The sequence below is a fragment of the Streptomyces sp. 130 genome (genome assembly GCF_007096885.1).
In the GTDB taxonomy this organism is placed as follows: Bacteria; Actinomycetota; Actinomycetes; order Streptomycetales; family Streptomycetaceae; genus Streptomyces.
On record NZ_VJNO01000049.1, the window covers coordinates 13,548 to 27,267 of the forward strand.

The window sequence follows — 13,720 nt, forward strand, 5'->3', positions numbered from 1 at the left end:
CAGGGCCTCTCCGGCCGGGGTCAGGGCTTCGAGTCCGCCTGCCGCATGGAAGCCACCGCGTCGGCGACCGTGCGCTCGTACAGGCCCAGCTTCGGGGTGCCGACCTTCACGCCGGGACCGAGCGGGAAGTTGAGCTGCTCGGCGTTGGGCATGTGGTCGCCGTCGGGCAGTACGTTCAGCTCGTCCACCCAGGTCACGCCGTTGCCGCCGCCCGGGTTGAGGTCGATCACCGCGATCGCCGCGGTCTTCGGCTTCACCGGGTACGCCGGTGCGCCGCCGAGGCCGCCCGGGACCAGCGGGAGGATGTCGCCGCTGTGGTCCGTGGCGTTCGCGGAGCCCAGGCTGACGCGCGGGAAGTAGCTCAGGCCGCAGGAGTTCTCGCCGGTGTTGTTGACCTCGATCACGTGCTGGGTGGCCGAACCCTCGCGGGCGTACACGCGCACCGAGAGGTCGCCGCTCCTGCAGGGGTGCTTGTACGCGTAGCCGTCGCTGGTGTCGCCGCCGGTGGCCGCGCCCGGGGAGCCGTCCGTCTTCGCGGCGCCCTTCTCGGACTTGCCGGTGCTGGAGGTGACCGCGTCCGTGGAGGCGCCGCCCGTCTTCGTGTCGTCGCCCGCCGTGCCGCCCTGGTCCTGGGCGGTGTCGGCGGCGGCCTCCTTCGCGGCCACGGTGGCGTCGGCCGAGGCGGAGTTGCCGGCCGGGCCGGCCGCCTTCGTGCCGCCGCCGTCGCCGCCGCAGGCGGTGAGGGCGAGGGCGAGCACGGCGGTGGCGGCGCCGAGGGCGGCGGTGCGCTTGTGGAGCGTATGCATGAAATTCCCCGAAGTGTCTGGCGGTCGGTGGATCGGTCGGCGCAGACAGGGCCCGGATCCGCGGCGAACCGCTCCCCCTCCGGACCGTCTGGCATGGGAAGCCTCCCGCGCGCCGCTCATGTTCGGCTAACGCCTGCCTGACGTCCCGCTGACGTCCTCGGAAGACGGGTTTCGGTTCGTGCATGACCTGATGTCCGTGCGGGAAGAGTGCGTCCGGGCGTGACTTCGGCGGTCCGATCACCGTTAGATGTGATGTGCCCAAGCCTGCCGTGTCCGCCGTGCCGCCCCTGACGACCGCTCCCGCCGGAGACGGTGCCGCCGCCTCGCCACCGCCCTTCCTGCTCACGCCGCGCCAGGGGGAGGGCGCCCGCGCGCTCCTCTCGTACGTGGCCGGCCTGCCGCTGGACTCCGCCGACGCGCGGCTCCTCGCGGTCGTCGTGGGGATCCGGGCCGCGCGGACGGGGGCGGGCAACCTCACGGGGACGGACCTGCGGTCGTTGCGGCTGGAGGACCCGGAGGGAGCCCTGGCCGAGCTGACCGCTGCCGGGTGGGGGGTGCCCGGGGAGCTCGTCGGCGGAGAACCGGATGTGCCGCGCGCCGTCGTGGTGCCGGAGATGGCTCCGGGACCGGGGCATGTGCTGCCCCTCGGCAAGGACGCGCGGTCGCGGGTGTCGGGCTGGTCCATGCGTACGAGGCTGGCCAAGCCGGTCAGGAAGGGGGCGTCGGCGGTCCGGCTGGCCGCGCTGTTCCTGGCGGCCCACTGCTCCGACGAGCTGGTCGGCCAGGCGCCGGCCGAGCTGCCCGCCGTCTGCTACGGGGCGGTGCCCGTACTTCTGGAGAAGGGGTTCCTCGCCGAGGTGTCCGGGCAGACCTACCGGCTCGGCGCGTCGGTGAGGCAGCTCGCGGGCCGGTTCCGCACCCCGGAGCAGCTCGCCGCGATCGCGCGGGAGGAGGAGGAACGGCGGGCGGCCCGGCAGGCGGCGGCCGCCGCCGAGCCCACCCCGGAGAGCTGGGCGGCCTGGAAGTCCGGCGTCAGCCCCGCACTGCTGCGGCACACGGAGGCGGTCGAGGGGTGCGGGCTCTGCCGGCTCCCCTTCGCGCGGGTCGCTCCGGCGTTCATGTCCGGGCCGTCCCCGCTGCCGGCGCCCCGGGCGGCTCTCGACGCGTACGAGACCTGGCGGGCCGCCCACCCGGACTGCGGGCGCGAGGCGGCCCTGTTCACCGTCGGGTTCCGGGCGGAGCACGGCCACGGGCCGTCGTACAGCCAGCTGTGCAAGGGCCTGAGGTGGAAGAAGCTCGGGCGGGAGCTGCGCGGGGTCATCGTGCACACCCTCATCGCCGAGGGCTGGCTGACCTCCACGCCCCCGGTGCCGTGGACCCTGCGTCCGGGGAAGACCGCCCACGCGCAGGGGATCTCGCTGCCCGGGCAGGCGGTACGGGCCGTCCGCTGAGGTCAGTGCGCCGGGTCCGTCCCGCTGTCCGCGTCCCGGGCGGCCAGCAGCAGGGTCGCCGCGATGAGCAGTGCGGTGACGATGCCCGTGGTCAGGATGGGGGACGGGGCGTAGGTGGCCGCCAGGACCGCGAGCACGGCCACCGGGTGGAGCACGTCGGCCGTGCGGCGAAGTCCCGCGGTGCGGTGGTGCAGCAGCCAGACGAGGGTGATGAACACGGCGACCGGGACGGTGTAGGCGGCCGCCGCCGTGCGGTCGGAGATGTGGCCGTGGCCCGCGGTGTGCGCGACGTTGAGGGCGAGCCCGGCACCGACCGCCGCCGCCGACGCGAAGACGAGGTAGTGGCCGTACCCCCACAGCAGCGCCGTACGCAGGCTGGTCAGCAGCCGGGGTGCGCTCTGAGCGAAGTAGAGCCACCACAGGGCGAACACCGTCAGAAGGCCGCCCGCGACCAGTGCGACGAGGTCGCCGAGCTCCGCGTGCGCGTCCAGTGCGGCGCGTACGGCACCGGTGGCGGCGGTGATGGACTCGCCGAGCACGATCAGCGTGAACAGGCCGTACCGCTCGGCGATGTGATGCGGGTGCCAGGTAGTGGTGGTTTTGCGTTCGGCCAGTGCGGGAACGGCGATCTCCGCGAGGACGAGGATCGCGAAGGTCACCAGGCCGGTGCCCTCGGGCAGGGCGAGCCGTACGACCCAGCCGATCTGCACCAGGAAGATTCCCGCGGCGTATCCCAGGCAGGTGCGGCGTCGTTCCGGGTCGGAGCGGGCGGCGCGCAGCCACTGCGTGACCATGGCGAGCCGCATGATCACGTAGCCCCAGGTGATGACGGTGAAGTCCTCGTGCTCCAGCGCCTCGGCCGCGCCCGCCGCGAGGACGAGCGCTCCGGTGATCTGTACGAGCGTCAGCAGCCGGTACGGGACGTCGTCGGTGTCGTACGCGGAGGCGAACCAGGTGAAGTTCATCCAGGCCCACCAGATGGCGAAGAAAGCCATCGCGTAGCCGAGGACGGCGTGGCCGACGCGGCCCGCCGCGAGTTCGTGCTCGAAGGCGGAGGCGGCCTGGGCGACGGCTGCGACGAAGCAGAGGTCGAAGAAGAGTTCCAGCATGGTCGAGGCGCGGTGCCGCTCGTCGGCACGGCGCGCCACCATGGGCCGGTGCCAGAAGCTGGGGGTGGGGGACGATGAGCTCATGGGGGCGCATTCTTCCGGCTGGGCGGGGCAGGGGCGCGTGACCGCGCCCGCCGGAAAGCGGTGGCATGGTGGGTCGGGGCTCTGCCACACTCCGCGTCATGACTCATGGAAACGAGAACCACCCCGCCCGTTGAGCGCCCCGGAAGAGCGCGGAGCGCTCACTCCCCGGCCCTCCTCCCTGTACGCGTGCGCGCTGCGCGTCGAACATGCCGAGCCCGAGGGGCCCTGGTGCCGGTCGGACGCGGCGCCGCCCGTACCCCGTCGTGTCCCGTCCAATCGGGGCAGCCGGGACTTCGCTCGGACCAGGGACGAGTTGACCCGTCTCCTCGGCCCGTTGCTGGCCGCCCCCGACCCCGTTGAGGCGGCGGAAGAGGTGCACCGGCGGCTCGAAGCCCTGGACCCGCCCGTCAGACACCGCACCCTGCGGCTCCTCATCACCGGTCTGCCCGTGGCGGACGGGGAACGGGCGCTGGCGCTGGCGCGGGTGCTCGTCCGTACGGGGACCAGCTATCTGGCCGTCTGCACCGGACTCGTCCTGCTCACGGAGCTGGGCCGGCCGCAGGACGTGCCGTACGTCCGGACCCTCGGCCGGCTGCGCACCCTCGTGCGTCCCGTCGTCCACACGCTCGACGCCCTCGACCGGCCGGCCGGCGCGCTGCTCGAACTACGCGGCCATTGCGGGCCCGTGGCCTTCGGGGCGTTGCTCGCCGCGCTCGATGCCGGTGACCGTACCGCCGTGCGGGAGCGGCTGGTCGCGTTGCCGGAGGAGCTGGCGCCCGAGGTGGCGCGGCGGGTGGCGGAGGCGTCCGGGCTCGTCGGTCTGCTCGCGGAGGTTCCCGGGCTTTCGGCCTCCGAGGGTGCCGCGCTGGTCGCCCGGGCCGGGCGGCTGCTGTTCCTCATGACCACCCTCCGCGACTACCGGCCCGAGATCCTCTCCTACCCGGACGCCCCGCGCGCGTACGAGGCGTTCGCGCGCGGGGCCGGGCTCCTTCCCGCCACGCTCGACCACCATGCGCTTCTCCTGTCCGCCGTTCAGGAGCTGAGCACGGGGCCTGCCGTACTGCACGACTGGGGACCCGGGCGGCGCGAGGCGGCGCTGTCGGAGCTGACGGCTGTCCTGAGGCGGCCGGAGTGGTGTGCGCCGCCGGTCGGGGAGGGCGACGACGGGCCCGTCGTGCGGCGGCGGGTCGCGTGGGCGCGGCGTACGCGGGCGCAGGTGCTCGGTGCTCCGCGCTCCCCGGATACGCGGTTGCGCATCGCGGTCCATGAGCGTGATCCGGGAGACCCGGCGGCCATCGAGGCGCGCGTCCTTGTCGACGGGCGTCCGCTGGTCCCGGACTACTTCGGCCGGGGGCCCGCCCACTCCCCGGAGGAGTTGCTGTTCTCCGGCGCCCTGCGGGCCACGGACGAACCGCGCGAGATACGGCTCGCCGAGGCGTACTGCACGCAGGGCTGTTGCGGTGCGCTGGATGTCACCGTCCGGCGGGACGCGGATCAGGTCGTCTGGTCCGGGTGGCGGTGCCCCGTTCCGCCGGGCGGCAAACGGCAACTGCCCGAACTCCGTTTCGACGCCGCCGCGTACGACGCGGAGGTCGCCCGTGCGGAGGGTGATGAGAGCTGGATGTGGCCGGCCCGCCGGGCCGCCCGGCTGATCGCCGACGGGCTGCGTGTCCGGCCGGAGCTCCTCACCCGTTGGGGCGTCCGGCTCGACTGGGCCGGGACGGACTTCCACGACCCCGACGTGACGCTGATCAGCCTCTTGTACGACGCCGAGGGCGGCCACGTACGGCAGCTTCTCTGGCACCTTCCCGAGGACGGCGCCCCGCCGGAGGACCGTGCGGCGGCCGCGTTGCGCCGGCTGGGCGAGGAGGACCCGCGGACGTACGGGCGTTAGCACCGGTCCACCGTTCGGGTGATCCCTGGGCGGGGGCGAGGCGTTGGCAGGGCCGGGGAGCGGGGGTGCGTCCGCTCCCCGGCCGTCTGGTGTCCGGCGTGTCGCGGTTGCCGCGTTTGGCACAGTGCCGCTCCACGATCTTCGTGATCAGGAACGGGGTGAGCGATGAGTGGCGCGCGGCTGAGGCTGGCCGATCTGGCGGGCGGGGGAGGCGACGGCGGCTCCGCGGGGGGCGGCTCCGCCGCGGGGGAGGAGCTGCGGCACAGCGGTGGCGCGTGGCTGCGGGCGGCCGGGGGCGCGGAGGGGATGGGCGCCCATCTGGGGCCCGTACGCATGGAACTGGCGACGGCGCACGAAGGGGTGCTCGCTGGGACCGCCGGTCTGCACTCGCTCGCCGAGCTGGGTGCCGTGCGGGAGTCCTGGGTGCGGCGGGTCGAGTCCGCCCGTCATGAGTGCGGGGCGCTCGCGGGCAGCCTGCGCGCTGTCGCGCGGGCGCAGGGTGAGACGAACGAGTCCGTGCGGTCGTCCTTCTCGCCCGTGGCGCGCCGGACGCATGGGGTCGAGCGGTGAGCGCGCCGTCTCCCTCCACGTTGACGTGGGCTCAGTTACGTGACCTCAAGTGCGCAGAGCTGGAGAGCGCGGCGGACGGCTGGGCCAAGGCGAGCAACCGCGCGGACGCCGGGCGGGACCGGATCGAGAGGCAGCTGCTCGCCGGCCTGCGCGAGTCCCAGCACGGCGCGGCGGCCGACGCGGCGGTGGGGCGGCTGCGGCGGATGAGCCGGAATCTGCAGTACGTGTACACCGAGTGCGGGTTGATCCGTACCGCGTTGAACAGTCTCGCGCACGAGATGCGGGTGCAGCAGAACGTGCTGCGGCGTGCGCTGGAGGAGGCGGAGTCGCTGAAGTTCACCGTGCACGCGGATGGGTCGGTGTCGTATCCGCCCGGGCCCGGGGGGCTGTTCGACGGCGACCCGCTGCCCGGTGGCACGGCCCGGGTTACCGGCATGCCGGGGCTGCTGCCGCCGTCGGGGCTGGTCGCCCCGGACACGCGTGCCGCGCAGGCGCGGGACATCTCGGACCGGGTCACGGGGGCGGTCCGCGCGGCGGCCCGGACCGACTGGCGCTTCACTCGGATCCTGCGCCGGCTCCGTGCGGAGGAGGGCCTGTCGGTCCCGGACCGGACGTGGACCGACGCGGCGGGCGACGCGGCGGCGGTCCGGGAGGCGGCGCGCGGCTACCTCAAGTCCCGCATCCCGCGTGACGCGTCGCCCGCGGCGCGGCGTGAGTGGTGGGAGCACCTGACGGACGAACAGCGCGAGGAGTACCTCGCGGTGTACCCGGACCAGATCGGCAACCTGGACGGTATCCCGTCCCTGATCCGCGACACGGCGAACCGCGACAACCTCCAGCTCCTGATCGGCAAGCTGGAGGGGCGGGACGACGAGGTGTCCCGGGTGCGGTTGGCGGGGCTGCGGGAGATCCAACGGCAATTGGACGCGAGCAGCCAGCCGCCGATGTACCTCCTCGGCATCGGGGACGAGGGAAACGGCCGCGCGATCGTGTCGTACGGGAACCCGGATACGGCGAGGAATGTGGCGGCTTATGTGCCAGGGTTGAATACTTCGTTGGATGAGGATTTTGCCACGGGGGATCTTAAGCGGGCTAGGGACACGGCGAAATCAGCAATGAAGTACGACCACTCAAGTGCATCGATGGTGTGGTTGGGATATGACGCACCGCAATTCCCGGATGGCTGGAGCAGCCTCGCTGTGGCGGGTGATGACAGAGCCGTCAGAGGTGGGGATGCCTTCAACCAGTTTATGGAAGGGCTGGCGGCTACAAATACGCATGAGGATCCGCATATGACAGCTATTGGACACTCGTATGGATCTCGCACGGTAGGAGCTGCAACCCAACAAGACGGTGGCATCCCGGGGGTCGACGACATCGTCCTGGTCGGTAGTCCCGGGGTGGGTGTAGATCGAGCAGAGGACCTTGGAGTGGGCAAGGAGCACGTCTTCGTGGGCGCGGCGGAGAATGACGTTGTGACCAAGGTGCCGTCGGTGCGGCAGGTTGCCGCTGGGTTCTTTGGGCTGACCGGGGGGCCCGCGACTGCGCACTTGATTGGCGATGCTGCGGATCCGGGTGATGATGATCTCTGGTTCGGGAGGGACCCCGCGAGTGAGGCGTTTGGAGCGAGACGGTTTCCGGTGGCGCCCGGCCCACGCCTCATTAGCCCTGACGGGTTTTCGATCGACGCCCACTCCAATTACTTCGACGTTGAACCTCAACGGGATGCGGTGTCGGCCGACAGTATTGCTTTGATCGCGGCCGGCCGGGCCGACAAGGTCAAGATGGAGGAGGCGCGGTGACCCGTCGAGCGTCAGGCTTGGAGGTGGCATCGCTACTGTTGTGCCTCCTTGCCGCGGGTTGCGGAGGTGGTGATCGCACTAATGATGGGGGGCGCGCTTCTATGGATATGCAAGAAGCGGCAGATCGAGCCGATGAAATCCTTGACCAAGTCCTCCACGAGATCAGGCCTGCGGTCCAGTGGGCGCATGGGCCCACTAGTACCGGGCGTTGCGACGTTTCACGGATGCGCGTCGTTATGACTGTCATCTCTGAAGAGCGTCGCGGCAGCTTGCTTGGGATCGTTGACCGCTTCTGGCGGAAGAGTGGATACAGGATCAAGGCTGTCAACAAGGACGTCGACCTTCCTGCCATCTATGCCCAAACCGGTGACGGCTTCGGCGTTACGTTGAGTGTTGGAGGGAAGGGCCAAGCCTTCTTCGAGGTGGATAGTCCCTGTGTCGAGGAGTCCGAGGTGGCGGAGCCGACGGCTCCGCCCAATGGGCCCTCCTACGATGGGGTGTACCCGCTGCCCCGCCCCAACGTCCGCTCCGACTTCTGGTCTCTCGGCGCTCCCTGAGCGCCCCGCGCTCCCCCGTGTGACTCGTACACACCGTCGAAAACGCCCCCGAAGCCTGCCCCGATAGGGGATGGTTGACGGGTGCGTAGATTCTGGGTGGCCGTGGGGGTCGGGGTCGGGGGGGCCGTGTGTTTTGTGGCTCTGCTCGTTGTGGGGACCTACTCCGCCGCCGCCGGGCTCGTCGGGGGTGCCGGTGGGGGTGCCGTCGCGTTGGCCAAGGGGGCTGTGCCGGCCAAGTATCAGGGGCTCGTCCAGAAGTGGGGGAACCTCTGCTCGGCCATCAACCCGGCGCTGCTCGCCGCACAGCTCTACCAGGAGAGCGGCTGGAACCCCCGCGCCGAGAGCTCCGCCGCCGCGCAGGGCATCGCGCAGTTCATTCCCGGGACGTGGGCGGGGCACGGGATCGACGGGGACGGGGACGGGGACCGGGACGTGTGGGACCCGGCCGACGCCATCCCCTCCGCCGCTTCGTACGACTGCGAGCTCGCCGGGTATGTGAAGAAGGTGCCCGGTGACCCCACCGACAACATGCTCGCGGCCTACAACGCGGGGGCGTACCGGGTGATCAAGGCGGGCGGGGTGCCGGATATCGCCGAGACCGAGAACTACGTCAGGATCATCCGGTCGCTGGAGAAGAGCTTCGCCCGGCCCGTCGGCCGTGTGAAGCCCTCCCAGCAGGCGGCCGGGGCCATCTACTTCGCTCAGAAGAAGCTCGGCACGAAGTACCTGTGGGGCGGTAACGGTACGCCCGAGCAGGGCGGGCGGTTCGACTGTTCCGGGCTGACCCAGGCCGCGTACCGGACGGTGGACATCGAGCTGCCCCGCGTCGCGAACGACCAGTACAACGCCGGGCCGCATCCCTCGCGCGACGAACTGCTCCCCGGGGACCTGGTGTTCTTCTCCGACGATCTGACCAATTCCCGTGCCATTCATCACGTCGGTCTGTACGTGGGGGGCGGTTACATGATCAATGCTCCGTACACTGGTGCGGTCATTCGGTTCGACAAGATCGACACGCCCGACTACTTCGGCGCCACACGCGTCACCAAGGACGGGGCCGCGGCGCTGCCGTCCGCGCGGCCGGCCGGCTGACGTCTGCGGGCGGTGGCCGGAACCCTCCGTGAAGCCCAGGCCCTGAGCTGCGACGTTGTGTCACTCTTCGATAACGTCATGGTGATCATTCGGTGGAGAGTGGAACGTACGCGCGGGGCGCGTCGTTCTCTGGCTGGGCGCGTGAGTGATCGACGTGGGCGAACCGAATGACACGGGGGTTCGTGAATCGCGGCGCACAGGGACGTGTGCCGCAGCAGCAGACAAGGCAAGGGGCCGCAGCAGATGGCTGGACTCGCACTGGATGGGTCGAACCCCGACGTCAGCCTGCTCTACGACATCAACGGGCTCGCCAAGTCCGCTCCGACCTGGTTCGACCGGGTCATGGAGTTCGTCGGAGAGTACGGGATCATGTTCGGCATGGTCCTCGTGGTCCTGTGGTGCTGGTGGAGCGTCCGCCGGCGCGGCACGGCCGAGGATTCGGTGTCGGCGGTGGCCGGGCTCGTGTGGGCCCCGCTCGCGGCCGGTATCGCCCTGCTGATCAACATTCCGATCCGTGGTTTCGTGGAGCGGCCGAGGCCGTTCAAGGACCACTCCGGGCTCGACGTCCTGGTCGACGGGAAGAACGACTTCTCGTTCGTCAGCGACCACGCCACGATGGCGATGGCCCTCGGCGTCGGGCTCTTCGTGGCCCACCGCAAGTTCGGCATCGCGGCCATCGGGCTCGCCCTGCTGGAAGGCTTCTGCCGGGTCTACATGGGCGTCCACTACCCGACCGACGTCGTCGGCGGCTTCGCCCTCGGTACGGCTGTCGCGCTGCTCCTCGCGCCCCTGGCGATGATGATGCTGACGCCCCTCGTGGCGGCCGTCTCCCGGTCCGCCCGCCTCGGCTCCCTCGTCCGCTCGCGCCGGCCCCGGGCGGTGGAGTCCGGCCGGAACGACGCGCTCGGGATTCCCGAGCCCCGCCCCGGTTCGCGCGGCGGCGGGTCCGACGGCGAGACGGGCCTGGCGGCCTGAGCCCCGCTCACCTCCATGCGTGCCCCGGAGAGCCCCAATCGGGCTGCCCGGGGCACACGTGTATGCGGGGCCCGGGCCGCCTCACACCCCCTGCGCGTACGTGAACAGCCCCTCCGGGTCGTACCGCTTCTTCACCCGGGCCAGGCGCGCCGCCCCGGAGCCGTAGTACGCGGTGCGCCAGTTGGTCAGGGACGGGTCCGCGTAGTTCTGGTACGCCGCCCCGGAGGCGTAAGGGCGCATCGCCGCATGGGTGTCTTTCAGCCAGTTCTGCTGTGCGGTTCCCGGGGCCCCGGGCCGCCAGGCCCCGATGTACTGGGCGAGCATCCGGGAGCGGCGGTGGACGAACGCGGTGGCTCCCGGGTCCACCCGGTTCACCGCCCCGCCCAGCGCGGTCAGCGCGACCGAGCCGCCGCCGCCCTGGCCCGGGGCGAGGCGGGTGAAGGCCTCGACCGCGTCGAGCAGGGCCGAAACACCCGCCGGGGGCAGTGAGCGGTCGTAGAAGTCGGAGGCGGCGGCGTATGTCTCGCGCCGGAGGGCGCCCTGCGGGGTGCGGCCCGGCGTGGTCCCCGGGAGGTGGCACTGCGCGTCCGTGAGGCCCGAGCAGCCCGCGTACACGAGCATCGCCTCCCGGTAGTCGCGGCGGCGCAGCGAGACGGAGGCCGCGGAGGCGCCGATCCGGTCGGCGAGCCGGTCGACGGCGTTCTGCAGGTCCCCGTACGTGCCGAGGCTGAACGCCGAGACCGAGACCGTCGGGTCGATGCCGCCCGGCCCGGCGTCGAGGTGCGCGGCGGACCAGATCTCGTCGGGCTGGTCCGGGCCCCACTCCTGCCAGGCGGTGACGACGTCCCGGGCGCGTGACCACGGCCAGGACATGTAGGCGGTGACCGTCCGAGGGGCGGAGTGCGTACGGAAGCGGAGGCTCGTGACGACGCCGAAGTTGCCGTTGCCCGCGCCGCGCAGCGCCCAGAAGAGGTCGGGGTCGCGTTTGGCGTCGGCGGTCACCGTGCGGCCGTCGGCCGTGACGAGGGTGGCGGCCGTGAGGCTGTCGCAGGTCAGGCCGTAGGCGCGGGCGGCGACGCCGTGGCCGCCGCCGAGGGTGAGACCGGAGATGCCGACCGTGGGGCAGGAGCCGCCGGGGATCGTCGCACCGTGCGCGGCCAGCCCCTCGTAGACGTCGAGCAGCTTGGCGCCGGCGCCGATCGTGCCGTCCGCCCCGACGCGGTCGAGTGACGCGACGTCAATGACCAGGCGGCCGTTGCCGCTCGACCAGCCGGCGTACGAGTGGCCGCCGCTGCGGATCGCGACCGGCACGGAGGTGCGGCGGGCGAAGGCCAGGCACTCGCGGATGTCGTCCTCGTGCCGGACGTAGGCGATCCCGGCCGGCTTCCGGTCGTCGAAGCGGGTGTTGTAGAGCTGACGGGCGGTCGGATACGCGGCGTCGCCGGGACGGATCAGCGGCCCGTCGAGGCTCTTGGCCAGCGCGGACCAGTCCGCCGGGCCGGAGGGCTTGGGGGATGGGGACGCCGAGGGGGCCGGGGGCGTCGCGGACCCCGTGGGGGCCGTGGCGCCGCCCGGGGCCGGGTCCGTCGTGTCGGTGCCCTCGCACGCGGTCGCGGTGGCGCCGGTGAGCACGGCGGCGCCCGCCGCGAGGAGCGTGCGCCGGTTCGGCGGGGTCATCGGACCTCCGGTGGGGGGAGAGGGGGAGGGCCCGGCCTCTGGATCAGGCCGTGGTGCGGTGTTCCTCGGCGTCCGCGCGCGCCCGGTCGCGGGACCGGCGGGCGGGCCCGGACCAGCCGCAGGCGCAGCGGGCGGTGCAGAACGAGCCGCGTTCGACGGTGGTGGGCTCGTGGGCGGGGCGGGCCGGCGGGAGGTCGGCGGAGTGTTGGTCGTACACGCGGACACGGTACTGGGCGGGGCGCCCCGGCCGGGAGGGGTGCGTCAACCGTGAGGGGGCGCTCGGACCGCGGGGACGGCGCCAATCGGGGGCGTGGACGTTACAGGGGGCACGGGCCGTCGTTATGCGAGGCGGACACGACCTCGGGCAAGCGGTTCGGCGTTGGGGATGGGCAGGCGATGGTGGTGCAGCAGCACAGGTCCGGAGGCGGGGTGCGCGTCGTGCGCGCCCTCGTCGCGGTGGGCGTGGTGGCGGCGGCCGCCGGGTGCGCCGGTGATGGCGGCGCCGACCGTGCCGCGGCTGCCGCGGCTGCCCGGGACGGCGGCGCCGAGGTGGTGCGGCGGGCGGCGGCGGTGCTCGCCGGGGACGGCGTCGCGAGCGCCGAGGTGAGTACGTCGATGGAGTCGGCCGCCGGGGGCACCCGGGTCACGATCAGGGGCTCGGGGGCGTACGACTTCCGCGCCGGTTCGGGCCGGCTGAAGGTGGTGCTGCCGCCCGACGCGGCGGGCGAGGAGGAGCACCGGCCGATTACGGAGCTGCTGGCGCCGGGCGCGCTGTACATGATGAACCGGGGCGCGGGGGTGCCCGCCGGCAAGTGGGTGCGGATCGACACGACGGCCCTGGAGGACGGCAATCTGGTCACCGGCGGGGCGACCGATCCGCTGGCCGCCGCCGAGCTGCTGCGCGGTGCGGGGGCCGTGACGTACGTGGGCGAGACGGATGTGGCCGGGGTGGCCGTGCGGCACTACCGGGGCACCGCGGACATCGGCCGGGCGGCGCGGCTGGCGGCGCCGGGCGCGCGGGCGGCGCTGGCGGCGGCGGCGAAAGGGTTCCGCGCGCGGGCCGTGCCGTTCGACGCGTATCTGGACGAGCAGGGCAGATTGCGCAAGGTGCGCCACCGGTTCAGCTTCGTCAACGAGGGCCGGGCGGCGGAGGTCGTCTCGACGACGCTCCTGTACGGGTTCGGCGTGCCCGTCACCGTACGGCTGCCGCACGACCGGGACATCTACACCGGCGAGATCGAGCAGGGGCGGGCGTGAGATGGGTCGCACGGCCCCGCATGGGTGGGGGCGAAATGGTCCGTCCGTGCCATGCGCGGCGTGTGGCGGGCTCTCTACTCTGGGAAGCCGGTAACGGCAGTGAGAGGTGAGTGACGTGGTGACGCTCAGCGCCCCGACCGTATCGGACCGTGTGGCGCTCGCTGAGATCGAGCTGTGCGGGGAACTGATGATCGCCGCGTCCGCGGCGATCGGGGAACGGCTCAGTGCGGACCGTATCGACGAGGTGCTCGATGTGAAGGCGAGCACCGACCGCACCAGCGGCACCGACTGCACCAGCGGCATCAACCGCACCGCTGTCACCAACGGCACCGACCGCACCGCTGTCACCGACCGAACCAACGGCACCCACCGCACCGCTGTCACCAGCGGCGACGACCGCACCACCGTCCCCCGGCAGGGCGGCGACCACCGGGGCTGACGGGATC

Annotated in this window: 13 protein-coding genes; 9 read left to right on the forward strand and 4 right to left on the reverse strand. The window is 72.4% G+C overall.

Features of this window, described 5'->3' with window-relative positions; translation table 11 throughout:
- Window positions 1–20: 20 nt before the first annotated feature.
- Window positions 21–806 (reverse strand): DUF4232 domain-containing protein, encoded by a 786-nt coding sequence (locus FKN01_RS28815; protein WP_143625595.1) that lies wholly within the window; start codon window positions 804–806, stop codon window positions 21–23.
- A 269-nt stretch (window positions 807–1,075) separates the two neighbouring features.
- On the opposite strand from FKN01_RS28815, the gene FKN01_RS28820 reads away from it, so the two are divergent.
- The gene (locus FKN01_RS28820) at window positions 1,076–2,257 is read left to right on the forward strand and encodes a hypothetical protein (RefSeq protein ID WP_143625617.1); all 1,182 of its coding nucleotides are present in this window, start codon (window positions 1,076–1,078) and stop codon (window positions 2,255–2,257) included.
- Window positions 2,258–2,259: 2 nt separating this feature from the next.
- Here FKN01_RS28820 and FKN01_RS28825 read toward each other — a convergent pair whose 3' ends face one another.
- A complete protein-coding gene (locus FKN01_RS28825) occupies window positions 2,260–3,450 on the reverse strand; it encodes a low temperature requirement protein A (RefSeq protein ID WP_143625596.1) in 1,191 nt (396 codons plus the stop codon).
- A gap of 313 nt (window positions 3,451–3,763) precedes the next feature.
- Here FKN01_RS28825 and FKN01_RS28830 point away from each other — a divergent pair, with 313 nt between their 5' ends.
- From FKN01_RS28830 to FKN01_RS28855, 6 genes are all read left to right on the forward strand, one after another.
- The gene (locus tag FKN01_RS28830; protein ID WP_260697054.1) at window positions 3,764–5,344 is read left to right on the forward strand and encodes a hypothetical protein; all 1,581 of its coding nucleotides are present in this window, start codon (window positions 3,764–3,766) and stop codon (window positions 5,342–5,344) included.
- A gap of 165 nt (window positions 5,345–5,509) precedes the next feature.
- Window positions 5,510–5,914, forward strand: coding sequence for a hypothetical protein (locus tag FKN01_RS28835; RefSeq protein WP_260697055.1), 405 nt, complete (start codon window positions 5,510–5,512; stop codon window positions 5,912–5,914).
- Window positions 5,911–7,716 (forward strand): alpha/beta hydrolase, encoded by a 1,806-nt coding sequence (locus tag FKN01_RS28840; protein ID WP_143625597.1) that lies wholly within the window; start codon window positions 5,911–5,913, stop codon window positions 7,714–7,716. Before FKN01_RS28835 ends, FKN01_RS28840 begins: the two co-directional genes overlap by 4 nt.
- A gap of 101 nt (window positions 7,717–7,817) precedes the next feature.
- On the forward strand, window positions 7,818–8,273 hold the full coding sequence (locus FKN01_RS28845; RefSeq protein WP_143625598.1) for a hypothetical protein: 456 nt from the start codon (window positions 7,818–7,820) through the stop codon (window positions 8,271–8,273).
- A gap of 81 nt (window positions 8,274–8,354) precedes the next feature.
- Window positions 8,355–9,365: a bifunctional lytic transglycosylase/C40 family peptidase gene (locus FKN01_RS28850; RefSeq protein WP_260697056.1), complete on the forward strand. Its 1,011-nt coding sequence runs from the start codon at window positions 8,355–8,357 to the stop codon at window positions 9,363–9,365.
- 243 nt (window positions 9,366–9,608) lie between these two features.
- Window positions 9,609–10,340, forward strand: a complete 732-nt coding sequence (locus tag FKN01_RS28855; protein ID WP_143625599.1) for a phosphatase PAP2 family protein — start codon at window positions 9,609–9,611, stop codon at window positions 10,338–10,340.
- Between the two features lie 81 nt (window positions 10,341–10,421).
- Here the strand turns inward: FKN01_RS28855 and FKN01_RS28860 are convergent, their stop codons facing one another.
- Window positions 10,422–12,017 carry an FAD-binding oxidoreductase gene (locus FKN01_RS28860; protein ID WP_143625600.1) on the reverse strand — a complete coding sequence of 532 codons (1,596 nt, stop codon included), beginning with the start codon at window positions 12,015–12,017 and terminating at the stop codon, window positions 10,422–10,424.
- Window positions 12,018–12,060: 43 nt separating this feature from the next.
- The gene (locus tag FKN01_RS32695) at window positions 12,061–12,234 is read right to left on the reverse strand and encodes a hypothetical protein (RefSeq protein ID WP_185993028.1); all 174 of its coding nucleotides are present in this window, start codon (window positions 12,232–12,234) and stop codon (window positions 12,061–12,063) included.
- A 179-nt stretch (window positions 12,235–12,413) separates the two neighbouring features.
- On the opposite strand from FKN01_RS32695, the gene FKN01_RS28865 reads away from it, so the two are divergent.
- Window positions 12,414–13,274: a hypothetical protein gene (locus FKN01_RS28865; protein ID WP_143625601.1), complete on the forward strand. Its 861-nt coding sequence runs from the start codon at window positions 12,414–12,416 to the stop codon at window positions 13,272–13,274.
- 115 nt (window positions 13,275–13,389) lie between these two features.
- Window positions 13,390–13,713: a hypothetical protein gene (locus tag FKN01_RS28870; RefSeq protein ID WP_143625602.1), complete on the forward strand. Its 324-nt coding sequence runs from the start codon at window positions 13,390–13,392 to the stop codon at window positions 13,711–13,713.
- Window positions 13,714–13,720: the final 7 nt, after the last annotated feature.

Coding starts and splice junctions, on each gene's coding strand:
- FKN01_RS28815 (WP_143625595.1), bottom strand. CDS start 806: ATGCATACGCTCCACAAGCGCACCGCCGCCCTCGGCGCCGCCACCGCC.
- FKN01_RS28825 (WP_143625596.1), bottom strand. CDS start 3,450: ATGAGCTCATCGTCCCCCACCCCCAGCTTCTGGCACCGGCCCATGGTG.
- FKN01_RS28835 (WP_260697055.1), top strand. CDS start 5,510: ATGAGTGGCGCGCGGCTGAGGCTGGCCGATCTGGCGGGCGGGGGAGGC.
- FKN01_RS28845 (WP_143625598.1), top strand. CDS start 7,818: ATGGATATGCAAGAAGCGGCAGATCGAGCCGATGAAATCCTTGACCAA.
- FKN01_RS28855 (WP_143625599.1), top strand. CDS start 9,609: ATGGCTGGACTCGCACTGGATGGGTCGAACCCCGACGTCAGCCTGCTC.
- FKN01_RS28860 (WP_143625600.1), bottom strand. CDS start 12,017: ATGACCCCGCCGAACCGGCGCACGCTCCTCGCGGCGGGCGCCGCCGTG.
- FKN01_RS28865 (WP_143625601.1), top strand. CDS start 12,414: ATGGTGGTGCAGCAGCACAGGTCCGGAGGCGGGGTGCGCGTCGTGCGC.